Below are 21,537 nucleotides of genomic sequence, written 5' to 3' on the forward strand. Positions count from 1 at the left end.
CCGCTCACGCCGGGGAGCCGGAGGTGAAGCGCCGCAGCAGCGGGGACAGCACCAGGACCGACTTCGTACGCTCCACGAACGGTTCGCCCGCGATGCGTTCCAGCACCCGCTCGAAGTGCCGGACGTCGGAGGCGAAGACCTGGACCACCGCGTCCGCCTCCCCGGTGACGGTCGACGCGGACGCCACCTCCGGGTAGCGGGCCAGACCTCGCCGGATGTCCTCCGGCGAGGTGTTGTGGCGGCAGTACAGCTCGACCAGCGCCTCGGTCTCCCAGCCCAGCGCCGCCGGGTCCACCCGTACCGTGAAGCCGGTGATGGCGCCGTCCGCGCGCAGCCGGTCGACCCGGCGCTTCACCGCCGGGGCGGACAGACCCACCTCGGCGCCGATGTCGGCGTAGGAGCGGCGGGCGTCCTCGGCAAGGGCGTGGACGATGCGTTCGTCGAGTTCGTTCAGACGCACAGCGGCGGGGTGTCACTTCTCTTCGCGGGCGAGCTGGGAGCGGCGGATGCCGTAACCGAAGTACACCACGAGGCCGACGGCCATCCAGCCGAGGAAGTACTCCCAGGTGATGGCGTCGAAGCTGCCCATCATCCACAGACACAGGGCGAAGCCGACCGCCGGCGTCACCGGTGAGAAGGCGACCCGGAAACTCCTGGGCATGTCGGGGCGCTTCCTGCGCAGCACGATGACGGCGATGTTCACCAGGGCGAAGGCGAACAGGGTGCCGATGCTGGTGGCGTCGGCGAGCGCGCCGAGCGGCACGCAGGCGGCCAGCACGCCGCAGAAGAGCGACACGATGACGGTGTTGGCGACCGGGGTGCCGGTGCGCGGGTGGACCTTGCCGAAGACCTTGGGCACCAGGCCGTCGCGGGACATCGAGAAGAGGATGCGGGTCTGGCCGTAGAGCACGGTCAGCACGACGCTGGCGATGGCGACCACCGCGCCGGCGGCGAGCAGCACGGCCCAGACGGTCTGACCGGTGACCTGCTCCATGATGCGGGCGAGGGCGGCGTCCGCGGTGCCGAAGTCCTGCCAGGGCATGGCCCCGACGGCGACCAGCGCGACCAGGCAGTAGAGCGCGGTGACGATGAGCAGCGAGAGCATGATCGCGCGCGGCATGTCGCGCTGCGGGTTCTTCGCCTCCTCGCCGGCCGTGGAGGCGGCGTCGAAGCCGATGTACGAGAAGAACAGCGAGGCGCCCGCCGCGCTGACGCCGCCGAGGCCCAGCGGCACGAACGGCGTGTAGTTGCCGGCCCGGATGCCGGTGAAGGCGACGGCGCAGAAGAGCACCAGCGAGGCGATCTTCACCATCACCATGACGGTGTTGGCGCGGGCGCTCTCGCGGGCCCCGCCGAGCAGGAAGCCCATGGCCAGCAGCACCACGAGCAGGGCGGGGAGGTTGAGGATCCCGCCGCCGGCACCGGGCGGGGCGGCGAGCGCGTGCGGGATGGTCACCCCGATCGTGCCGTCGAGGAGTTCGTTGAGGTACTCGCCCCAGCCGACCGCGACGGCGGCCACCGACACACCGTATTCGAGGATCAGGCACCAGCCGCAGATCCAGGCGATCAGCTCGCCCATGGTGGCGTAGGCGTACGAGTACGACGACCCGGAGACCGGGATGGTGCCGGCGAGTTCGGCGTACGACAGCGCCGAGAACAGGGCGGTGAACCCGGCGATGACGAAGGATATGACCACGGCGGGACCGGCCTTGGGCACGGCCTCGCCGAGCACCACGAAGATGCCGGTGCCCAGCGTGGCACCGATGCTGATCATGGTGAGCTGCCACATGCCGAGCGAGCGCCGCAGCTGCCCTCCCTCGCCCTGGCCGCTCTCGGCGACCAGCCGCTCCACGGGCTTGCGCCGCATCATGCGGGCAGCCGGGCCGGCGGGGCGCGGGCCGCCGGCCGCCGGCCTGCCGAGGGTGGACGGCGGCTGTGCGCCGGTTCGTGCCACGGGGGACTCCTTTGTCGCTGCGGCTTCAGGCGGCAGCGACGCGGGAGGGAGGGGAATCGCCGAGGGTCGCCGCCGCTCCACGTACGGCAACGACCCTACGAGACCGGCGACGAATACCGTAATACCGGTCTATTGCATGCCTGCGGGCGATCATTGCGGGAAACCGGGGCTCGCCGGTGATTCGTTGCACGGCCCGGATCGGGGCTACTGCCAGCTGGCGTGCAGCGGCTGGCCCTCCGCGTAACCGGCGGCGCTCTGGATGCCGACGACGGCCTTGTCCTCGAACTCCGCGAGCGAGGCGGCGCCCGCGTAGGTGCACGAGCTGCGCACGCCCGCGATGATCGAGTCGATCAGGTCCTCGACACCGGGGCGGCCCGGGTCCAGGAACATCCGGGAGGTGGAGATGCCCTCCTCGAACAGCGCCTTGCGGGCCCGGTCGTACGCGGACTCGTCGCTGGTGCGGTTGCGCACGGCGCGGGCCGAGGCCATGCCGAAGCTCTCCTTGTACAGCCGCCCGTCGGCGCTCTGCTGCAGGTCACCCGGGGATTCGTGGGTGCCCGCGAACCACGAGCCGATCATGACGTTCGACGCGCCGGCGGCCAGCGCCATGGCGACGTCGCGCGGGTGCCGGACACCGCCGTCGGCCCAGACGTGCTTGCCGTACTTGCGGGCCTCGGCGGCGCACTCCATGACGGCGGAGAACTGCGGGCGTCCCACGCCGGTCATCATCCGGGTGGTGCACATGGCGCCGGGACCCACCCCGACCTTGATGATGTCGGCGCCCGCCTCGATCAGGTCGCGCACGCCCTCGGCGGCGACGATGTTGCCGGCCACGATCGGGACCCGCGGGTCGAGGGCGCGCACCGCGCGCACCGCGGTGATCATCGATTCCTGGTGGCCGTGCGCGGTGTCGATGACGAGGGTGTCCACGCCGGCGTCGAGCAGCTGCTTGGCCTTGCCGGCCACGTCGCCGTTGATGCCGACGGCGGCGGCGACGCGCAGGCGGCCGTCGCGGTCCACGGCGGGCTCGTACAGCGTGGCGCGCAGCGCGGCCTTGCGGGTCAGGATGCCGGCCAGCCTGCCCTCGGCGTCCACGGCGGGGGCGAGCTTGCGGTGGGCGTCCTCCAGCCGGTTGAAGGCCTCGCGCGGGTCGATGCCGGCGTCCAGGAGCAGCAGGTCCGTCGACATGACCTCGGACAGCTGCGTGAAGCGGTCCACGCCGCTGAGGTCGTGCTCGGTGACGATGCCGACCGGGCGGCCGTCCTCGACGACCACGCCCGCGCCGTGCGCCCGCTTGGGCAGCAGTGACAGGGCGTCGGCGACGGTGGCGGTGGGGGCGAGCACGATCGGGGTGTCCAGGACCAGGTGGCGGGACTTGACCCAGCTGATCACCTCGGTGATCACATCGATCGGGATGTCCTGCGGGATGACCACCAGTCCCCCGCGCCGGGCGACGGTCTCGGCCATCCGGCGGCCCGCGATGGCGGTCATGTTGGCCACCACGAGCGGGATGGTGGTCCCCGTCCCGTCGGGGGACCCGAGGTCCACGGCCTGGCGGGATCCCACCGCGGAGCGGCTCGGGACCATGAAGACGTCGTCGTAGGTGAGGTCGTACGGAGGCTTTACATCGTTGAGGAAACGCACGTACTTCATTTTCGCATGCCGCGGCGTTCCGGGCCCCGGGATGAACGTCCTGGACCGGCCGCGGTCCTTTGTGGCTTTCTCCAAGCTCGTGCCTGGCGGGTCGCAAGAGCCCGCCACGGTGCCGGGATCCGTGCCGGGATGCCGGTGCGCCCGCGCCGGGATGCCGCATCGCGGACGGAGTGCAAGCCTGGTACCAGGGAGCCCTCGGGGGCCGATACTCCTCGCAAGGAGCGCCGACATGACAAGTCACGTCAGCCACACCCCCCGCAGCCACAGCCGGGAAGCCGCGGAAAGTCCGTGGGCGACCGGGTGGACGGCCGCAGCCGCCGCCCTCATGATCTTCGGCGGCATCATGGCGATCTTCGAGGGGATCGCAGCCATCGCCAAGGACGACATCTTCGTCACCACCCGCAACTTCACGTACCAGTTCAGCCTCACCGGCTGGGGCTGGGTCCACATGATCCTCGGGATCGTGATCGCCCTCGCCGGCTTCGCGCTCTTCACCGGTGCCATGTGGGCGCGGGTCGTCGGCGTGGTGCTGGCCGGCCTGAGCGCGGTGGCCAACTTCGTCTGGCTGCCGTACCAACCGGTCTGGTCGATCGTCCTGATCACCATCGACGCCTTCATCATCTGGGCGCTGTGCGCACCTCGGCGTGAGGCCGGGTCCTACTAGGGCCTGTCCGGCAGCCGACGCCGTCCGCCCGACGAGCGGGGCTCACGGCTTTCCCCCGGCCTGGTGGCCGGGGGAAAGCCGTGGGGCAGGCGGGATCTGCCGGGCGGGACCGGGCCGGCGGTCACGGAGCGCCGGACCGCGAGGGCCGCTGTGACAGCCGATCAGATCCTGGCGGGCACCGCCCTGACGGTGGTGCTCGCCGTGGGCTCGCAGGTGCTGGCCGGCCGGCTGCGGATACCGGCTCTGATCGTGCTGCTGCCGGCCGGCTTCACCGCCGGAGCCCTGACCGACGTCGTCCACCCCGACCAGCTGATCGGGGCCGCCTTCCCCGAACTGGTGTCGCTCGCGGTGGCGTTGATCCTCTACGACGCCGGGCTCGCGCTGGACCTGCGCCATCTGGCCGGGCACACCGGCCGGGTCGTCACCCGGCTCATCTGGCTGGGCACCCTGATCACCTGGGGCCTGGCCACGGTGTTCGCGGCACTGCTGCTGGGCATGTCGCACCGGGCGGCGGTCATGCTGGGCGCGATCCTCGTCGTCTCCGGGCCCACCGTGGTCGGGCCGCTGCTCGGCTACGTACGGCCCGTCCGGCGGCTCCAGCGGATCCTGGTCTGGGAGGGCTCGCTGATCGATCCGGTGGGGGCGATCCTGGGGGCACTGGTCTTCCACGTCGTGCTGGCGGGCCACGGGCGCTGGGGTTCGCAGCTGCTGGCCTTCGCCAGGAGCATCGGGGTGGGCCTGCTGGGCGGCGCCGTCGGGGCCGCCATGCTGTGGCTGCTGCTGCGGCGGCTGCGGCTCGGGGAGACGCTCGGCAGTACGGCCCAGCTCGCGACGGTGATCGGTGTGGCGGCGGTCTGCGACATCGTCCGGGACGACACCGGGCTCATCGCGGCCATCGTCATGGGTCTGGCGGTGGCGAATCTTTCCTGCTTCGACGCGGCGGGCCGCAGGCCGTTCTTCGAGACGCTGATCAGCCTGGTGCTGGGGCTGCTCTTCGTGTCCATCTCGGCCACGGTCACCCCCGAGTCGCTGCGGCATCTGCTGCTGCCGACGCTGGCACTGCTCGCGCTGCTGGTGCTGGTGGTGCGGCCGCTGGTCGCGGCGGTGTCCACATACCGGACGGACCTGCCCTGGCGGGAACGCGCCTTCGTGGGGTGGATGGCCCCGCGCGGCATCGTGGCCGCGTCCACCGCCTCGGCCTTCTCGGCGACCCTGGTGGCCAGGGGCATCGGCGGCGCCGCGAAGATCCTTCCGGTGACCTTCCTGGTCATCGTGGCGACCGTCACGCTCTACGGGCTGTCGGCGGTCCCGGTCGCCCGGCGCCTGGACGTGGTGCGGCCGGCGCTGTCCCGGCCCCTGCTGGTCGGCGGCGACCCCTGGGTGATCGACCTCGGGCTCGCCCTGCGGTCCGCCGGGCTGGACGTCCTGGTGTGGGCCGGCGGCGAGCAGCAGCGCGAGGCCGTGCGCCGCGCGGGCCTGCGGCTGGCCGAGGGCGAACTGCTGGCGACGGCCACCGGCGAGGGTGCCCGGCTCGAAGGCATCACCACGCTGCTGCTGCTCACCGCGGAGGACGACTTCAACGCCCTGGCCGCCACGGTGCTGCGGGGCAGTGTCGACGGCGCCGTCCTGCGTCTCGGGCCGCCCGCCGGCAACCACTGCGTGGTGGCCCCTTTCACCGGCGGCGACACCCTCTTCGGGCCCGCCCTGACCCGGCCCGCCCTCGCCGCCCGCTACCGGGCCGGCGCCCGGGTCACCGCCCTGGCCCCCGGAACCGCGGTGCCGCCCGGCCACGACCTCCTCTGCCTGGTCCACCCCGACGGGCGCCTCGAAGCCGCCCGCGGTCCGGCCCCGGCCACTCCGGCCCCGGCCCCGGCCCCGGAGACGGCGCCGGGCGTCATCGCCGTCACGCTTCCGCCGGCAGGACGGTGACCCGCGCGGGTGGGCGGCGCGGGTTCCCCCTCACCATCCGCGAGTGCGCCCCAACGGCCTCCGGGGGATCACCGGCGACGCGACCCGTCAGGGGCGGAACAGCACCTTGATCGCGCCGTCCTCCTTCTTCTGGAACATCGCGTACGCGTCCGGCGCGCTGTCGAGCGGCATGTGGTGCGTGGCGAAGCTGTCCACTCCCAGTGGATCCTCATCGGTGAGCAGCGGCAGGATCTCGTCACTCCACCGCCGGACGTTCGCCTGGCCCATGCGCAGCTGCAGCTGCTTGTCGAACATCGTCAGCATCGGCAGCGGGTCGGCGGCCCCGCCGTACACTCCGCTGATCGAGAGGGTGCCGCCCCGGCGAACCAGGGCGATCGCCAGCATGAACGCGCCGAGCCGGTCGATGCCCGCGGTCTCCATGAGCTTCTGCGCCCAGCCGGCGGGCAGCAGGCCCGTGGCCGCCTGGGCGAGCTTGGCGACCGGGCTTCCGTGCGCCTCCGTGCCCACGGCGTCCACGACACTGTCGGCACCCCGGCCACCGGTCAGCTCCCGCACCGCGTCCGTCATGGCGTCCGGGGAGTCGAACGCCTCCAGGTCCAGCGTGACCGTGCCGTCGAGTTCGGCCCGCTCCAGGCGTTCGGGCACCAGATCGACGCCGATCACCAGCTCGGCACCCAGGTGACGGGCGACCCTGCAGGCCATCGCCCCGATGGGCCCGAGGCCCAGCACCACCACCGAACCGCCCTTGGGCACGTCGGCGTACTTCACCGCCTGCCAGGCGGTGGGCAGCACGTCGGACAGGAACACGAAGCGGTCGTCGGCCGGGCCTTCGGGCACCTTGATCGGGCCGTAGTGCGCCTGTGGCACGCGCAGGTACTCCGCCTGCGCGCCGGGCACCGCCCCGTACAGCTTGGTGTAGCCGAACAGCCGGGCGCCCATGCCGTGCTCGGTGACCTGGGTGGTCTCGCACTGGGTCGGCAGGCCCCGGACGCACATCCAGCAACTGCCGCAGGCGATCTGGAACGGCACCACCACCCGGTCACCGGGTTTCAGGCCCGTCACCGCGGAACCGGTCTCCTCCACCACGCCCATCGGCTCGTGTCCGAGGATGTCGCCGGGTGTCATGAACGGCGCCAGGACCTCGTACAGATGCAGGTCGGAGCCGCACAGACCGGAGGAGGTGACACGGATGACGGCGTCGGTGTCCTCCTGGATGACGGGATCGGGCACGTGCTCCACCCGGACGTCCCGCTTGCCGTGCCAGACAGTCGCACGCATGAGGCCTCACCTCGCTCGTCCACGGGCCCAGCGGTGGGCGGCGGTCGGACCGCGCCGCCCCGCCGCTTCCGCTCCTGAGACCTCGACTGCCCGGGACATACTGTGACAAACAGCACAGAACGGACCCTTGCCGTTCCGGCGGCACCGGTCGTCACATCGAAGCCGGCAGCCGGCCGCCGGCGACTCGCCACTGAGCAGCCGGACCGCGGCGTGTGTTCCTCAGGCGGCCCGGAGGGCGGAGCGGCCGGCCCGCCACGCGTCCAGCAGATGGGCGGCCAGCCGGTCGTCGAGGAACACGGTGGCGTCCGCGCCGAAGGCCACGTCGGCCTCCAGGTGCGGTTCGTCGGCGAGCAGTCCGCCGATCACCTCGCGGCGTACCACCTGCTCGTGCACGGCGTCCGCCTCCACGTGCTCGTCGTAGAACCGCTCGGCGGCGGGACCGGCGCCCACGCGCCGCATCGCCGCGGCCAGCCGGCGCGAGCCGGGTGACGAAGTGACCTCGACGCAGGCGAAGTGACCGACCAGTGCCCCGCGCAGCGCCCGGTGCAGGCCGAACAGGGTCATCATGTTGACGGTGGCGAGCGCGACAGCCGGGGCGGCGTCGAGATAGTGGCCGTAACCGGTCTCCAGCTCCAGATCGGTCATCAGGTCGGCGAAGAGCCGCGCGTGGATGTTCTCCGCCCGTCCGGCCCCGAACTCGTCGTACTCGATGGCGACCATCCCGGCCTTGGCCCGGCCGCGCAGCCGCGGGATCACCCAGGCGTGCGGATCGGCCTCCTTGAGGTGGTACAGCGAACGCAGGGCGGCGTACTCGCGCAGCTGCCACAGCTCGCCGTGGTGCTCAAGGTGGTGGGCGACGCTGTCCCGGTGGTCGGTGGGCTCCACCAGCAGTTCGCCGAACACCTCGTCCGTACCGCGGCCGGTGGGGACGTCCCTGCGCAGCTCGCCGAGGAAGCGGTTTTCGAGCGCCCTGCGCAACGGCATCAGCGCGGGGTCCCATTCGCGGTCCTCGGCCACCCCCGCGAAGCCGCGGTAGTGCAGCTCGTAGCAGAGGTAGAGGGCCAGCTGCAGGTCCTCGCCGTACGGGTCCGCGGCCGCGGCCTCGCATGTGCCGGGCGCGGGCCGCCCCGGTGAGGTGAGCGCGGCCATGAGACCGGCCGAGAGCGGCCCGCGGGGTGCGGGCAGGGCCGGGCCGGTGCGGGGCCGGTCAGTGGGGATCGTCGTCATGCCTGTCCTTCGGGTCGCGGGCCGGGCCGCCGCTCGCCGTGGCCGGGCGCTCGGCGTCCGGCGGCCTCCGGTGGCCGCGGTGACTGGTGTCGCACCACGGGTAGGCGCGGCTGCGGCGGCAGGTGCACAGGGCCACCACGAACCGGTCGGAGGTGGCGATCGTGCCGTCTTCGGCGACCACCTCCACGGGGCCCTCGATGAGGATCGGACCGCCGCGGTCGACGGTGACCCGCCTGGGGCGGTCAGCTTCGTTCGGCACGGACGACCACCAGTTCTTCCTTGTCCTCGTGCGCCCCGACCAGACCCCGGGCGCGCAGCCACGGCAGCCGGCCGCTGAGTACGGGACCGAACGGCACGTAGGCCCTTTCGGTGACCGAGCAGGTCAGCCCGGCGTCGGCCAGCATCCGCAGGGTCGTCTCCGCGCCGCACAGGCCGGAGTGCACGATCAGCAGCACTCCGTGCGGCCGCAGGAGCGACGGAGCGCGGGAACAGATCCGGTCCAGGACGTGCCGGCCGTCGTGGCCGGCGTCCCAGGCACGGGTCCGGCCCCGCGGCGGGGGCCGCATGCTGCGGGCCGGAACGTACGGAGGATTGCTCACCACGATGTCGAAGGTCCGGCCGCGCCAGGGTACGGAGAGGTCGCCGTGGCGGACCTCTACCCGCTGCCCGGCGCGGGCCGCGTTGAGGCGGGCGGTCAGTACCGCGCGCCTGGATATGTCGGTGGCCGAGACCCTGGCGCCCATCCTGGCCGCCATCACCGCGAGCGCGCCGCTGCCCGTGCACACATCGAGGACGTCCATGCCCGGCGCGACCCCTTCCCTCGACAGAGCCCGCGCGAGCAGGAAGGTGTCCGCCTGGGGCGCGTACACCCCGGGCAGCGTCCACAGGTCCCCGAGGCCGGCGGGCCGGACGGCAGTCGTCATACATACCTCCGGGTGGGATGCGGTTTCAGCGGCGTGATCGTTCCGACGGGCGCTGGAACCAGCCTTCTCAAGGCTCGCCGCACCTGTGGTCCACCGCGACCGGGGCGGCGGTCACCAGGCGCCTGCCCGCCATCCGCTGTCCTATGCGCGGGCCCTCCGCCCCGCCGCCCGGCGGGGCGGGTCCACGTCAGACCGCGGGTGTGAAGCGGTCCCAGGCGCGGTGGCGGGCCAGCAGGTCGGTGACACCCTCCAGGGCCGAGGTCGCGTCGGCGGCGGTCACCACGCCGGGAGCGTCAGGGGTGAGACCGGCCGCCTCCAGCGCGGCGGCCCCGTCGGCCCAGGCGCCCAGGACCTTGCCGTGCCGGTACGCCTCGGTGAGCATCAGCAGCACCCGGGGGTCGATTCCCGCGGTCAGCGCGGCGTCGTCGTTCACCTTCGCGTCCCGCGCCCCGTAGGCGTCGGCGCCCGGGGCCGGGGCGCCGGCGAGCAGAATGGCGTCGAACTCGATGGAACGGGCGGTGGCGAAGGTGCGCTGCACGGTGACCGGGTCGCCGTCCGCATCGAGCTTCCCGCCCGTCGGCGCGATCACCAGCGGGACCATGCCGGCGTCGAGGACCGCCTGACGGACCGACCGTACGGCGCTCAGATCCTGGTCGTCCGCGGTGACGATCCCGATGATCCGCCCGTCCGCCGGCCAGCTGCGTCCGAGCTGGGAAAGCGCGGGGCTGGGCCGCGGTTCGGCCGGGCTCACGGTCGCTTCGGGTGCGGGCAGCCCGAGGCCGGTGGCGACCTGGGCGGACAGCTCGGTGTCGATGTTGGCGAGAACCTTCAGCGCACGTTCCTTGATCGCCGTCTCGTAGCACTTGTTCAGTTCGAAGGTGTAGGCGGCGACGATGTGCTCGCGTTCGGTGGGGGTCATGCTGAGCCAGAACAGACGGGGCTGGCTGAAGTGGTCGTCGAAGGAGGCCGCGGCGTCGCGGACCTTCCGGGCGGCCGGCAACTCGACAGGGGCCTCGATGTAGGCGCCGGTGTCGGCTCCCGCGAGGAAGGGACAGCCGCCGTCGAGGGAGTTGGGCCGGTAGGGGGCGACGCCGCGGTGGACGGCGGTCTGGTGCATGCCGTCGCGGAGCATGTCGTTGACCGGGGCGTGGGTGCGGTTGATCGGCAGCTGGCCGAAGTTGGGTCCGCCCAGCCGGCTGATCTGGGTGTCGAGGTAGGAGAAGAGCCGGCCCTGGAGCAGCGGGTCGTTGGTGACGTCGATGCCGGGTACGAGGTGGCCGACGTGGAAGGCGACCTGCTCGGTCTCCGCGAAGAAGTTCGACGGGTTCGCGTTCAGCGTCAGCAGGCCGACCGGCTGCACGGGGGCGAGCTCCTCGGGCACGATCTTCGTCGGGTCCAGAAGGTCGATGCCCTCGAACATCTGGTCCTCGGTGTCGGGAAAGGTCTGCACGCCAAGCTCCCACTGGGGGAACGCGCCGGCCTCGATCGCGTCGGCGAGGTCGCGGCGGTGGAAGTCCGGGTCCATCCCCGCGGTGATCTGCGCCTCCTCCCAGACCAGGGAATGCACGCCCAGCTTCGGCTTCCAGTGGAACTTCACCAGCGTCGTGTCCCCCGCGGCGCTCAGCAGGCGGAAGGTGTGGACGCCGAAGCCCTCCATCATCCGGTACGAGCGGGGGATGCCCCGGTCCGACATGTTCCACAGAGTGTGGTGGGTGGCCTCGGTGTGCAGGGTGACGAAGTCCCAGAAGGTGTCGTGGGCGCTCTGCGCCTGCGGGATCTCGCGGTCGGGGTGCGGCTTGCCGGCGTGGATGACGTCGGGGAACTTGATGGCGTCCTGGATGAAGAACACCGGCATGTTGTTGCCCACCAGGTCGAATACGCCCTCGGAGGTGTAGAACTTCGTCGCGAACCCGCGGGTGTCCCGCACGGTGTCGGCCGAGCCGCGCGAGCCCAGGACGGTGGAGAAGCGTACGAACACCGGCGTCTGCACGTCCTTGCCCAGGAACGCCGCTCTGCAGATCCCCTCGGCGGTGCCGTACCCCTTGAAGACGCCGTGGGCCGCGGCGCCCCGCGCGTGCACCACCCGCTCCGGGATCCGCTCGTGGTCGAAGTGGGTGATCTTCTCCCGCAGGTGGTGGTCCTGGAGCAGCACCGGGCCGCGCGGGCCGGCCTTCAGTGAGTGGTCGGTGTCGTACAACCGCGCCCCCTGCGCGGTGGTGAGCCGTTCTCCGCCCTGCGCGACCTCCTTCTGAGGGGTGCCCGTCGGCTGCCCGGTGGGGCTGTACGTGTCCGGGCCGCGCTGATCGCGCTTCGGCGGCAGCGGGGCGACCGGGTCGGTCGGCTCCTCCGGCGAAGGCGGCACCGGTCCCGGAGCGCCCGGGATCTCGTTGCCCGGGTGGATGGCCTCCTGGACGGAGTCCACGATCTTCTCCGCGGCGGCCGACAAGGGGTTCTTCTTCTCGTTCACGGGTTTCCGATCACTCGATTGCGCGGCGCCACGGAGAAAACAGGCGCACTCGGACGAGAGCGACGATGTGCGACGACGGGTACCCCCTGGCGCGGACGGGAACACCTGGGATGCGCCGTACGAGGTCGATTCCCGTAGGACACGGGACACCGGAGCCGCCGCGCCCGGTTCACCCCGCAGCCGGGGCAGTCAGTACGCAGGGCGGACCGTCGCACCGGCGTCATCGCGGGGCGTCATCGCGGGGCGGCAGCGGCACGGCTCGGGGTCAGTGCGTCCGCCGCCTCGCTGTGGGGGGCGGACGCTGCTTCCCTGATGGCGTCGGCCGACAGGCGGCGGCCCGGTAGGTCAGCGGCCGAGGGCCTTGGCCAGTTCCTGTTTCGTCATCGACGAACGGCCGTCGATACCCCGCTTCTTCGCCTCCGCGTACAACTGGTCCTTCGTCGGCCCCTGGGCGCCGCTGTGGGACCGTTCGCCGCCGCGCCGCGGCGCGGACTTCGGGTCCTGGGTGGAGGTCCTGCTCGCCGACCGGGCCTCCCCGGAGCGGGCGCGCTCCTTGTTCACGGTGCGCGCCGCGATCTCCTTCGCGCGGCTCTCCGAGGTGCCGCGCTTCTCGGCGCTCTCCTTGATGTGCTCGTACTGGCGCTCACGCTTCGCGCTGGAACCTCGCGGCATGGCGCTCTCCTTCCGGACCGGCACGGCCCCCTCGGCCGCACTCGCTCTGCGCTGTCTCGCGCGTACCCACAGCCCGGCGCTTCGCACCCTCAGGGCGCGCGAGCAGACGGGCCGAACGAATGATCGGACAGGCACCGGGGGGCGGACTCCGTACCGGACTGCTCAAGGTCGCCGAAGTGGGTAGGCGCCAACTGGAAGCCGCACAGGCGGACTTCACGTGTGCTCCCCGGCTGCTTGTGTGCAGCCCCTAGACCACGGAGATGCCGGTATGGACGCGATCGTGCTGCTCAAGGACGACCACCAGGCAGTGGAAAAGCTCTTCAAGGAGTTCGAGAAGGCGGGCGACAGGGCCTTCAAGACCAAGCGCGGCATCGCCGACAAGGTGATCGCGGAGCTGACCGCCCACACCTGGATCGAGGAGAAGGTCTTCTACCCCGCAGCGCGCGAGGCCGTGCCGGCTACCACCGACCACGTTCTGGAGAGCGTCGAGGAGCACCATGTGGTGCTGTGGATGCTCTCCGAGCTGGCGGGCCTCGACCCCAAGGACGAACGCTTCGACGCCAAGATGACCGTGCTGATGGAGAACGTGCGCCACCACGTCGAGGAGGAGGAGAAGGAGTGGTTCCCCCAGGTGCGCTCCGCGTTGGGCCGCACACGGCTGGCCGAGCTCGGTGAGCAGCTGGCCGCGGCCAGGCCCACCGCTCCGCGCGAACCGCTGAAGGTTCCCAGCGCGCGCGAATAGGGCCGTGCGGGTGGCCGGCCGGCAGATGCTCCGGCGGCCCGCCGGGAAGGGCGGTTACGAACCGTCCGGGTCGGCGCGGTCCAGGGCCGGGCGGGGCATCGGGGCGGTGGAGTGCAGGAGGTGGTCGGCCGCGGCGGTGTCGGTGACGAGGCTGGTGACCAGACCGGAACGCAGGACGGCGTCGACGGCGGCGGCCTTGCGCAGGCCGCCCGCGATGGCCAGGACCTCGGGGATGCGGCGGAGGCGGTCGGCCTCGATGGTGATGCAGCGTTCGCCGAGGTCGCGGCCGACCCGGCGGCCGGCGGCGTCGAAGAGGTGGGAGGACATCTCGGCGGCCACACCGAGGGTGGCGTAGTGTTCGCGCTCCTTGTCGGTCAGGGCGTCGTGGACGGTGGAGATCCCCGCCTCCCAGGAGCCGACGGAGACGACGGCGACGGTGACCTTGTCGAAGTAGCTCATGGCGGCCGCGATGCCGCTCTGCGCGCGCAGCGCGGCGGCCGTCGTCGCGTCGCCGAGCACCATGGGGGCGTACATGGGGTGTGCCTCGCCGCCGGAGACGGCGGCGGCGGTGCGGACGGCCTCGACGGAGCCGCGGTCGGCGGTGCCGGCGTCGTACACGCCGGTGAGCTGGACGACGGTGCAGGGCGGCAGCCGGTCGAGGGCGTTGGCCATGGTGATGATGGAGCGGCCCCAGGCCAGGCCGAGGACGTCGCCCTCGCTGACGAGTTCGCCGAGCAGGTCGGCGGCGACCGCGCCGAGGTTCTCCGGGTCGGGGCCGTCGCTCTCGTCGGCGGGGGACTCGACGACGACGGCGTGCCGGAGGCCGTAGCGGGCGCGGAGCGCGTCCGAGCGCTCGGCGTCGAGTTCGGCCGGTACGCGGATCTCGATGCGTACGAGATCGCGTTCGAGGGCGGTCTCCAGGACCCGGGCCACCTTGAAGCGGCTCACGCCGAACTCCTCGGCGATCTGGATCTTGGATTTCCCTTCGAGATAGAAGCGGCGAGCCATCGCTGCCGCCTGGACCATTTCACCGGGGCCCATGCGAACCTGCGTGCGGCCTGTGGTCACGTCGCTCTCCCGTTTTGCCCATCTGATCGGCTCCGCGCTCATCCTCGCAGATCGCGCGAGGTTACGGACACGTAGGCCTTGGTCGATACCCGGCTCCACTGTCAGTGGGCGCAGACCGCTCCGGCCTGCTTGCGCAGTGCCCGCACGGCCTCCGCCGGGTCCTGCGCCCCGTATACGGCCGAGCCCGCGACGAAGACATCGGCACCGGCCTCGGCACAGCGCTCGATGGTGGCGGCGGAGACCCCGCCGTCCACCTGGAGCCACAGCTCCAGGCCGTGCTTCTCGATCAGCCCACGGGTGCGCCGGATCTTCGGCAGCATGATGTCCAGGAAGGACTGGCCGCCGAAGCCGGGTTCCACCGTCATGATCAGCAGCATGTCGAGCTCGGGGAGCAGATCCTCGTACGGCTCGATCGGGGTGGCCGGCCTGAGCGCCATGGAGGCCCTCGCGCCCTTGGCGCGGATCTCCCGGGCGAGCCGCACCGGGGCCGCGGCCGCCTCGACGTGGAAGGTGACCGAGCCGGCGCCCGCCTCGACGTAGGCCGGGGCCCAGCGGTCCGGGTCCTCGATCATCAGGTGGCAGTCCAGCGGGGTGTCGGTGGCCTTGCGCAGCGACTCCACGACCGGGACCCCGAGCGTGAGGTTGGGGACGAAGTGGTTGTCCATCACGTCGACATGGAGCCAGTCGGCGCCCTCGACCGCCCGCGCTTCCTCGGCGAGACGCGCGAAGTCGGCGGACAGGATGCTGGGGTTGATCTGCACGGCCATGGGTCCAGTATGGCAGTCGGGAAGTATCCCGATCGTCGCTGCGCACGTACCGTCAACCACGCTGCGGCGGCGGCCTTGTCATGCCATGCTGGCCGGAGACAGAAGCACTCCTCGGGGGACGCCTTGGACCAGGCGGAGGTGGCTGACGTGACGGCTCCCAGCTCATCGGGTGCGTCCGGTTCGCCGGGGCGGGTGGCCCCGCTCGTGTGCGGCAGGCGCAGCAAGTGGGTCGTTCTCGCGCTGTGGATCGTGCTGCTCGTGGTGGTGGCACCGCTCGCGCGGAAGCTGATGGACGCGGAGCAGAACGACGCGTCCTCCTGGCTGCCCGGCAGCGCGGAGTCCACGCGGGTGCTCAACCTCCAGAAGGACTTCCTGCCCGACACCGCGCCCGCCGTGGTGATCTACGCCAGGCCCGGCGGACTGACCGCCGCGGACCGTACGAGGATCCGGGCCGACGCCGGCCGCATCAGGGCCATGACGGCCCACGGCATCTTCGGCGCGCGCAGCGTCGGGCCGGCCCTGGACCGCAAGGTGAACCCGCGCGCTGCCGAGCTGCTGGTGCCGATCAGCGTCGACGTGGGCGGCTGGAGCGGCATCGCCGACGCCGTCGAGGACATCCGCGGCGTGGTCACCGCGGAGCCCGCGGGCCCGGAGGTCCACATCACCGGGCCCGGCGGCTCCGCCTCCGACTCGGCCGACGCCTTCTCCGGCATCGACGGCACCCTGCTGTACTCGGCGCTCGCCGTGGTCGTGGTCATCCTGCTGCTGACCTACCGCAGTCTGGCTCTGATCCTGGTCCCCGTGCTGTCGGTGATCGGCGCCCTCTTCACCGCGCAGGCCGCGATCTATCTGCTCGCCGCGCATGCCGGTCTGGTCGTCAACGCGCAGAGCGCCGGCATCCTGACGGTGCTGGTCTTCGGCGCCGGTACGGACTACGCGCTGCTGCTCGTGGCCCGCTACCGCGAGGAACTGCGCCGCCACGAGGACCGCCACGAGGCGATGGCGCTGGCCCTGCACCGCGCCGGGCCCGCCATCATCGCCAGCGCGGCGACGGTCGCGGTCAGCATGCTGTGCCTGCTGTTCGCCGAGATGAACTCGACGTCGGGGCTGGGGCCGGTCGCGGCCGTCGGCATCACGATCGGCGTGCTCGCGATGCTGACGCTGTTCCCGGCGCTGCTGGTCATCGCCGGCCGCTGGGTGTTCTGGCCGACGATCCCGCACGTCGGCTCCGAGGAGCCCACCCGGACCGGGTTCTGGGCGCGGGTGGGGCGGCGCATCGACCGGCGGCCGCGCACGGTGTGGGTCACCACGGCGGTCGTCCTGGCGGTGCTCTCCCTCGGGCTGATCACCCTTGAGGCGGCCGGCCTCACCCAGGCCGAGAGCTTCACCGGCAAGCCGGACTCGGTGACCGGCCAGCAGGTCCAGGCCCGCTACTTCGCGGCCGGCGCGGGGCAGCCCGTCGTCGTCATCGCCAGGGCGGACGCCGCGGACCGGGTCAAGGCCGCCCTGGGCACGCTCAAGGGCGTCGCCCCCGGCTCGGCCGGCACCCCGCCGGGGGCCCCGGCCGAGAAGAACGGCCTGGTCTACCTGGAGGCCACCACCACGGCCGCCCCGGACAGCCAGGCCGCCAAGGACACCGTCGCCCTCGCCCGGACCACCCTGCACGCCGTCCCGGGCGCCGACGCCAGGGTCGGCGGCGGCACCGCCACGATGGTCGACGCCAACAACGCGGCCCGCCGCGACAGCGAACTGCTCATCCCGGTGATCCTGGTGGTCGTGCTGGTGATCCTGGCCCTGCTGCTGCGGGCCCTGATCGCCCCGCTGGTGCTGATCGGGACGGTCGTGCTGTCCTTCGCCGCGGCGCTGGGGGTCAGCGCGCTGGCCTTCCGGCACCTCTTCGGCTTCGACGGCGAGGACACCGCGTTCCCGCTCTTCGTCTTCGTCTTCCTCGTCGCCCTCGGCATCGACTACAACATCTTCCTCATGACGCGCATCCGTGAGGAGACCGCGCACTCCGGCACCCGCCAGGGCACCCTCACCGGCCTCGCCGCCACCGGCGGCGTCATCACCTCGGCCGGTCTGGTGCTGGCCGGCACCTTCGCCGCGCTCGCCACCCTGCCCATCGTCGGCTTCGCCGAGATCGGCTTCGCCGTGGCCTTCGGCGTCCTGCTGGACACCTTCGTGGTCCGCTCGGTGCTCGTCTCCGCGCTCACCCTGGACCTGCGGCACCGGGTGTGGTGGCCCGGCAGCCTGGACCGGCCCCCCGCGCGACACCCCGCGCCGCCCGGGCCCGTGGAGGAACCGCGCGGCTGACCGGGGAGGCCGTCAGGCGGTCCGGCGCAGCAGTGCCAGGTACATGGCGTCGGTGCCGTGCAGATGCGGCCAGAGCTGTACGTCGGGGCCGTCGCCGAGGTCGGGCACGCCGGGCATCAGAGGCCGGGCATCGACCAGTTCGGCCTTCGCTTCGCGCAGGACGTCGTCCACGACGGCCCGGGTCTCGGCGGGGTGCGGGGAGCAGGTCGCGTAGCCGACGACACCGCCGACCCGGACGGCGCGCAGGGCTTCGGTGAGCAGCCCGCGCTGGAGCGGCGCGAATCCGGTGACGTCCTCGGCGCGGCGGCGCCAGCGGGCCTCGGGGCGGCGGCGGAGCGCGCCCAGCCCGGTGCAGGGGACATCGACGAGGACCCGGTCGAAGGCGGACTCGCGCCAGGCGGGCCGGGTGCCGTCGGCGACCACGACCTGGTACGGGCCGGGGTTGCCGGCCAGGGCGCGGGCGACCAGTCGTGCGCGGTGCGGCTGTTTCTCGGAGGCGACCAGCAGCGCGCCGCGCTGCGCGGCGAGCGCGGCGAGCAGGGCCGCCTTGCCGCCCGGGCCGGCGCAGCCGTCCAGCCAGAGCGTGTCGGAGCCCTCGACCGGGGCGGCGGCCAGGGCCGAGGCGACCAGCTGGCTGCCCTCGTCCTGGACACCGGCCCGGCCCTCGCGCACGGCGTCGACGGCGGCCGGGTCGCCGCCCTCGGTGAGCCGCAGCGCGTACGGGGACCAGCGGCCCTCGGCGGCGGCGTCGGCGGGCAGGGAGCCGGCGATCTCCTGGGCGGTGGAGCGGCCCGGGCGGGCGACGAGCGTCACCTCGGGGCGCTCGTTGTCGGCGGCGAGCAGCGCCTCGATGCCGGACCGGCCACCGCCCAGGGCGTCCCAGAGCGCGGAGACGATCCAGCGCGGATGCGAGTGGACGACGGCCAGATGCTCCTCGGGATCCTCGTCGTAGGGCGGGGCGACCTGCTCCAGCCAGCTGTCGAGGTCGTGCGCGGCGACCTTGCGCAGCACGGCGTTGACGAACCTCGCCCGTCCGTCGCCGAGCACGGCCCGGGCCAGCTCCACCGTCGCGGAGACGGCCGCGTGCGACGGGATCCTGGTGCCCAGCAGCTGGTGCGCGCCCAGTGACAGCACGTCCAGCACCGGCGGGTCCACCTCGCGCAGCGGGCGGTCGACGCAGGCCGCGATGACGGCGTCGTACGTCCCCTGCCGGCGCAGCGTCCCGTACACCAGCTCGGTGGCCAGCGCGGCGTCCCGCCGCTCGAAGGTGCGCCCCGTGCGGGCCGCTTCGGCCTCGGCCTGCCGCAGCAGGGAGGGCAGCACGAGGTTGGCGTACGCGTCCCGTTCGTCGACCGCGCGCAGCGCCTCGAAGGCCAGGATGCGTACGGGATCGCGCTGCGGCCTGCGGTGGGGCCGGCCCTGGCGGGCCGGGCCGGGGGCCGTACGGCGGGGGGAGGGGTTGCTCAAGGGAAGGTGCTCCGGATCGGGATGACGGCGGCGGTGGCCTGCGCGGGCCTGCGGTTCCAGCCTACGGCGCGGCGGGGGACGTTCCCGTTACGCCTCCGGGAGCGGCTGCTCCCCCACCCGGTCGGGGAGCGGCTGCTCCCCCACCTGGTCGCCGGTGGCGATCCGTACGCCGCGCGCCCAGTCGGCGGCGGCCATCCGCTTCTTGCCCTGCGGCTGCACCTCGCCGAGCCGGACGGCGTAGCTGCCGGTGCCGACGTAGACCGCGTTCCTGGCGACCTCCAGCTCGCCGGGGGCCAGTTCCCGGCGCTCGGGGTGCGGGCTGACCGGGCCGACCTTGAGGCGTTCGCCGTGGAAGAGGGTCCAGGCGCCGGGCGCCGGGGTGCAACCGCGTACGAGGCGGTCGACGCGCAGCGCCGGGGCCGTCCAGTCGATGTGCGCGTCCTCGACGGTGATCTTCGGGGCGACGGTGATGCCGTCGGCGGGCTGCGGGCGGGCCACCAGGGTGCCGTCCTCGATGCCGTCCATGGTGGCGGCCAGCAGCCGCGCGCCGCTGTGCGCGAGGCGGGTCAGCAGTTCGCCGCTGGTGTCGGTGGGCCGTACGTCCTGGGTGACCACGCCGTACACCGGTCCGGAGTCGAGCCCCTGCTCGATGAGGAAGGTCGAGGCGCCGGTCACCTCGTCGCCGGCCATCACCGCGTGCTGCACGGGGGCGGCGCCGCGCCAGGCGGGCAGCAGCGAGAAGTGCAGGTTGACCCAGCCGCGGGCGGGGATGTCGAGCGCGGCCTTGGGGAGCAGGGCGCCGTAGGCGACGACCGGGCAGCAGTCGGGGGCGATCTCACGCAGCCGGGCCAGGAAGTCCTCGTCGCGCGGCCGGGCCGGCTTGAGCACCTCGATGCCGGCCTCCCGCGCCCGCTGCGCGACCGGGCTCTCCAGGAGCTTGCGGCCGCGGCCCGCCGTGGCGTCGGGCCGGGTGACGACGGCGACGACCTCGTGCCGGTCCGAGGCCAGCAGGGCGTCCAGGGCGGGGACGGCGACCTCGGGGGTGCCGGCGAAGACGAGCCTCATGAAGGGTGCGGTGCCTTTCGGTGTGCGGGATGTCAGAGCGCGCGGCCGAACGTGCCGTGCGGGGAGATCTTCACCTGCGGCGCGGTCTGCCCCGTCCACTCCGCCTCACGTATCGCCTTCATGGCCGCCTTGCGCCGCGCGACGTCGAGCCGGTCGATGAAGATGATGCCGTCCAGGTGGTCGGTCTCGTGCTGTATGCAGCGCGCGAGCAGCTGCGTTCCCTCGATGGTGACGGGCTCGCCGTGCATGTCGAAGCCCTTGGCGACCACGCCGTACGCCCGTGTGCAGTCGTAGGTGAGCCCGGGCAGCGACAGACAGCCCTCGGGGCCCTCCTGCTCGTCCTCGCTGAGGCTGAGGTCCGGGTTGACCAGGTGGCCGAGCTCCCCGTCCACGTAGTAGGTGAACACCCGCAGGGACACGCCGATCTGAGGTGCCGCCAGGCCGGCGCCGGGCGCGGACTGCATGGTCTCGGTCAGATCCCTGACGAGGGTGCGCAGTTCCTTGTCGAAGACAGTGACGGGCTGCGCGGTCATGCGCAGCACCGGGTCGCCGAAGAGTCGGATCGGTTGGACGGACACGCGGCGGACTCCCGTGGTCGGAGCGGGTCGGGACGGCGACCCAGTCTATGGGGTGCGGCCGTGGCGGCGGCGGGGGCGTGCGCGCCGTTGCGCGCCCCCCGGAAGGACCGGCGCGCCCCCAGCTGCGTGACCCGGGGGGATGCTGGCGCGTTGGTCAAAGGAGATTGACCGAAACCGGGCCGATTTGGGCGGCCCGTTCCCTGCCATCCATCACTGCCGGAGCCGGTTCGAGAGGCCTTTTGATGCCCGAACACGCAACGCACGACGCCCAGGCACGGGCAAGCCTGCACCTGCTGGTGCGGGACATCGAGAGGGTCCGCCGCCAGGTGGACGCTCTGCGCACCCTCACCGCCCAGCTGGGCAACGTCTACCGTCCGCGGCGCAGCGGTCCCGCCGCCGGATTCGTCGTCTACGGCCGCGCCCCCGCTCCCACCGTGCGGCTGGCGCAGGAGCTCCGGGACAGTGTCGAGACACTGGTCACGGCGGCCGTCGACTTCGACCGCTCACTGGGCTTCTCCTGGGACGCGGTGGGGTCGGCGCTCGGCGTCACCAAGCAGGCGGTGCACCGCCGCTACGGCACCCGGCGCGCCACCGCTCCCGGTACGGAGGAGACCGCCCAGCCGTCGATCCCCGCGGCCCGGTCCGTGCTGTCCCAGGAGGAGCCCCTGCCGGGCGCCGTCCCCGGCCCCCGTACGGGCTGAACCGCCCGCCCGGCCGTACGCCTCCCGCCTCCCGCACGCCGCACCCGCCCCGCCGCCCGCCACGCCGGA

19 protein-coding genes are annotated in these 21,537 nt (G+C 72.8%); 5 read left to right on the top strand and 14 right to left on the bottom strand.

What is annotated here, in order from left to right; all coding sequences use genetic code 11:
• Window positions 1-4: 4 nt before the first annotated feature.
• The 3 genes from RWE79_RS07120 to RWE79_RS07130 all read right to left on the bottom strand — a co-directional run bounded on the left by RWE79_RS07120 (window position 5) and on the right by RWE79_RS07130 (window position 3,607).
• Window positions 5-460: an Lrp/AsnC family transcriptional regulator gene (locus tag RWE79_RS07120; RefSeq protein ID WP_475939163.1), complete on the bottom strand. Its 456-nt coding sequence runs from the start codon at window positions 458-460 to the stop codon at window positions 5-7.
• Between the two features lie 12 nt (window positions 461-472).
• The gene (locus RWE79_RS07125; protein ID WP_475939164.1) at window positions 473-1,954 is read right to left on the bottom strand and encodes an amino acid permease; all 1,482 of its coding nucleotides are present in this window, start codon (window positions 1,952-1,954) and stop codon (window positions 473-475) included.
• 204 nt (window positions 1,955-2,158) lie between these two features.
• On the bottom strand, window positions 2,159-3,607 hold the full coding sequence (locus tag RWE79_RS07130; RefSeq protein WP_475939165.1) for a GuaB1 family IMP dehydrogenase-related protein: 1,449 nt from the start codon (window positions 3,605-3,607) through the stop codon (window positions 2,159-2,161).
• 229 nt (window positions 3,608-3,836) lie between these two features.
• On the opposite strand from RWE79_RS07130, the gene RWE79_RS07135 reads away from it, so the two are divergent.
• Window positions 3,837-4,271 carry a DUF7144 family membrane protein gene (locus RWE79_RS07135; protein ID WP_475939166.1) on the top strand — a complete coding sequence of 145 codons (435 nt, stop codon included), beginning with the start codon at window positions 3,837-3,839 and terminating at the stop codon, window positions 4,269-4,271.
• 150 nt (window positions 4,272-4,421) lie between these two features.
• The gene (locus RWE79_RS07140) at window positions 4,422-6,200 is read left to right on the top strand and encodes a cation:proton antiporter (protein WP_475939167.1); all 1,779 of its coding nucleotides are present in this window, start codon (window positions 4,422-4,424) and stop codon (window positions 6,198-6,200) included.
• A gap of 87 nt (window positions 6,201-6,287) precedes the next feature.
• On the opposite strand, the gene RWE79_RS07145 is transcribed toward RWE79_RS07140, so the two are convergent.
• The 6 genes from RWE79_RS07145 to RWE79_RS07170 form a co-directional block, all read right to left on the bottom strand.
• The gene (locus RWE79_RS07145) at window positions 6,288-7,478 is read right to left on the bottom strand and encodes a zinc-dependent alcohol dehydrogenase (protein ID WP_475939168.1); all 1,191 of its coding nucleotides are present in this window, start codon (window positions 7,476-7,478) and stop codon (window positions 6,288-6,290) included.
• 219 nt (window positions 7,479-7,697) lie between these two features.
• Window positions 7,698-8,705, bottom strand: coding sequence for an iron-containing redox enzyme family protein (locus RWE79_RS07150; protein WP_475939169.1), 1,008 nt, complete (start codon window positions 8,703-8,705; stop codon window positions 7,698-7,700).
• Window positions 8,686-8,964, bottom strand: coding sequence for a CDGSH iron-sulfur domain-containing protein (locus RWE79_RS07155; protein WP_475939170.1), 279 nt, complete (start codon window positions 8,962-8,964; stop codon window positions 8,686-8,688). The genes RWE79_RS07150 and RWE79_RS07155 overlap by 20 nt, the downstream gene beginning before the upstream one ends.
• Window positions 8,948-9,628 carry a HemK2/MTQ2 family protein methyltransferase gene (locus RWE79_RS07160; protein ID WP_475939171.1) on the bottom strand — a complete coding sequence of 227 codons (681 nt, stop codon included), beginning with the start codon at window positions 9,626-9,628 and terminating at the stop codon, window positions 8,948-8,950. Before RWE79_RS07160 ends, RWE79_RS07155 begins: the two co-directional genes overlap by 17 nt.
• Window positions 9,629-9,815: 187 nt before the next feature.
• Window positions 9,816-12,095 (bottom strand): catalase, encoded by a 2,280-nt coding sequence (locus tag RWE79_RS07165; RefSeq protein ID WP_475939172.1) that lies wholly within the window; start codon window positions 12,093-12,095, stop codon window positions 9,816-9,818.
• A 345-nt stretch (window positions 12,096-12,440) separates the two neighbouring features.
• Window positions 12,441-12,767: a plasmid stabilization protein gene (locus RWE79_RS07170; RefSeq protein ID WP_475939173.1), complete on the bottom strand. Its 327-nt coding sequence runs from the start codon at window positions 12,765-12,767 to the stop codon at window positions 12,441-12,443.
• 268 nt (window positions 12,768-13,035) lie between these two features.
• Between RWE79_RS07170 and RWE79_RS07175 the strand changes: the two genes are divergently transcribed.
• Window positions 13,036-13,509 (top strand): hemerythrin domain-containing protein, encoded by a 474-nt coding sequence (locus RWE79_RS07175; RefSeq protein ID WP_475939174.1) that lies wholly within the window; start codon window positions 13,036-13,038, stop codon window positions 13,507-13,509.
• A gap of 54 nt (window positions 13,510-13,563) precedes the next feature.
• Here the strand turns inward: RWE79_RS07175 and RWE79_RS07180 are convergent, their stop codons facing one another.
• Together RWE79_RS07180 and rpe are read right to left on the bottom strand one after the other, a co-directional pair.
• Window positions 13,564-14,577: a sugar-binding transcriptional regulator gene (locus RWE79_RS07180; RefSeq protein WP_475939175.1), complete on the bottom strand. Its 1,014-nt coding sequence runs from the start codon at window positions 14,575-14,577 to the stop codon at window positions 13,564-13,566.
• A 101-nt stretch (window positions 14,578-14,678) separates the two neighbouring features.
• Window positions 14,679-15,344: a ribulose-phosphate 3-epimerase gene (rpe, locus tag RWE79_RS07185; protein ID WP_475939176.1), complete on the bottom strand. Its 666-nt coding sequence runs from the start codon at window positions 15,342-15,344 to the stop codon at window positions 14,679-14,681.
• Between the two features lie 147 nt (window positions 15,345-15,491).
• Here rpe and RWE79_RS07190 point away from each other — a divergent pair, with 147 nt between their 5' ends.
• Window positions 15,492-17,657 (top strand): MMPL family transporter, encoded by a 2,166-nt coding sequence (locus RWE79_RS07190; protein WP_475939177.1) that lies wholly within the window; start codon window positions 15,492-15,494, stop codon window positions 17,655-17,657.
• Between the two features lie 12 nt (window positions 17,658-17,669).
• Here RWE79_RS07190 and RWE79_RS07195 read toward each other — a convergent pair whose 3' ends face one another.
• The 3 genes from RWE79_RS07195 to def all read right to left on the bottom strand — a co-directional run bounded on the left by RWE79_RS07195 (window position 17,670) and on the right by def (window position 20,767).
• Window positions 17,670-19,124 (bottom strand): RsmB/NOP family class I SAM-dependent RNA methyltransferase, encoded by a 1,455-nt coding sequence (locus RWE79_RS07195; protein ID WP_475939178.1) that lies wholly within the window; start codon window positions 19,122-19,124, stop codon window positions 17,670-17,672.
• A gap of 87 nt (window positions 19,125-19,211) precedes the next feature.
• Window positions 19,212-20,189, bottom strand: coding sequence for a methionyl-tRNA formyltransferase (gene fmt, locus RWE79_RS07200; RefSeq protein WP_475939179.1), 978 nt, complete (start codon window positions 20,187-20,189; stop codon window positions 19,212-19,214).
• 32 nt (window positions 20,190-20,221) lie between these two features.
• The gene (gene def, locus RWE79_RS07205) at window positions 20,222-20,767 is read right to left on the bottom strand and encodes a peptide deformylase (protein ID WP_475939180.1); all 546 of its coding nucleotides are present in this window, start codon (window positions 20,765-20,767) and stop codon (window positions 20,222-20,224) included.
• Between the two features lie 242 nt (window positions 20,768-21,009).
• Here def and RWE79_RS07210 point away from each other — a divergent pair, with 242 nt between their 5' ends.
• Window positions 21,010-21,468: a hypothetical protein gene (locus tag RWE79_RS07210; protein WP_475939181.1), complete on the top strand. Its 459-nt coding sequence runs from the start codon at window positions 21,010-21,012 to the stop codon at window positions 21,466-21,468.
• The last annotated feature ends 69 nt before the right edge of the window (window positions 21,469-21,537 follow it).

The sequence above is a fragment of the Streptomyces sp. RLA131 genome, from assembly GCF_056270125.1.

Coding starts and splice junctions, on each gene's coding strand:
- RWE79_RS07130 (WP_475939165.1), bottom strand. CDS start 3,607: ATGAAGTACGTGCGTTTCCTCAACGATGTAAAGCCTCCGTACGACCTC.
- RWE79_RS07170 (WP_475939173.1), bottom strand. CDS start 12,767: ATGCCGCGAGGTTCCAGCGCGAAGCGTGAGCGCCAGTACGAGCACATC.
- RWE79_RS07210 (WP_475939181.1), top strand. CDS start 21,010: ATGCCCGAACACGCAACGCACGACGCCCAGGCACGGGCAAGCCTGCAC.
- RWE79_RS07175 (WP_475939174.1), top strand. CDS start 13,036: ATGGACGCGATCGTGCTGCTCAAGGACGACCACCAGGCAGTGGAAAAG.
- rpe (WP_475939176.1), bottom strand. CDS start 15,344: ATGGCCGTGCAGATCAACCCCAGCATCCTGTCCGCCGACTTCGCGCGT.
- RWE79_RS07160 (WP_475939171.1), bottom strand. CDS start 9,628: ATGACGACTGCCGTCCGGCCCGCCGGCCTCGGGGACCTGTGGACGCTG.
- RWE79_RS07145 (WP_475939168.1), bottom strand. CDS start 7,478: ATGCGTGCGACTGTCTGGCACGGCAAGCGGGACGTCCGGGTGGAGCAC.
- RWE79_RS07150 (WP_475939169.1), bottom strand. CDS start 8,705: ATGACGACGATCCCCACTGACCGGCCCCGCACCGGCCCGGCCCTGCCC.
- RWE79_RS07135 (WP_475939166.1), top strand. CDS start 3,837: ATGACAAGTCACGTCAGCCACACCCCCCGCAGCCACAGCCGGGAAGCC.
- fmt (WP_475939179.1), bottom strand. CDS start 20,189: ATGAGGCTCGTCTTCGCCGGCACCCCCGAGGTCGCCGTCCCCGCCCTG.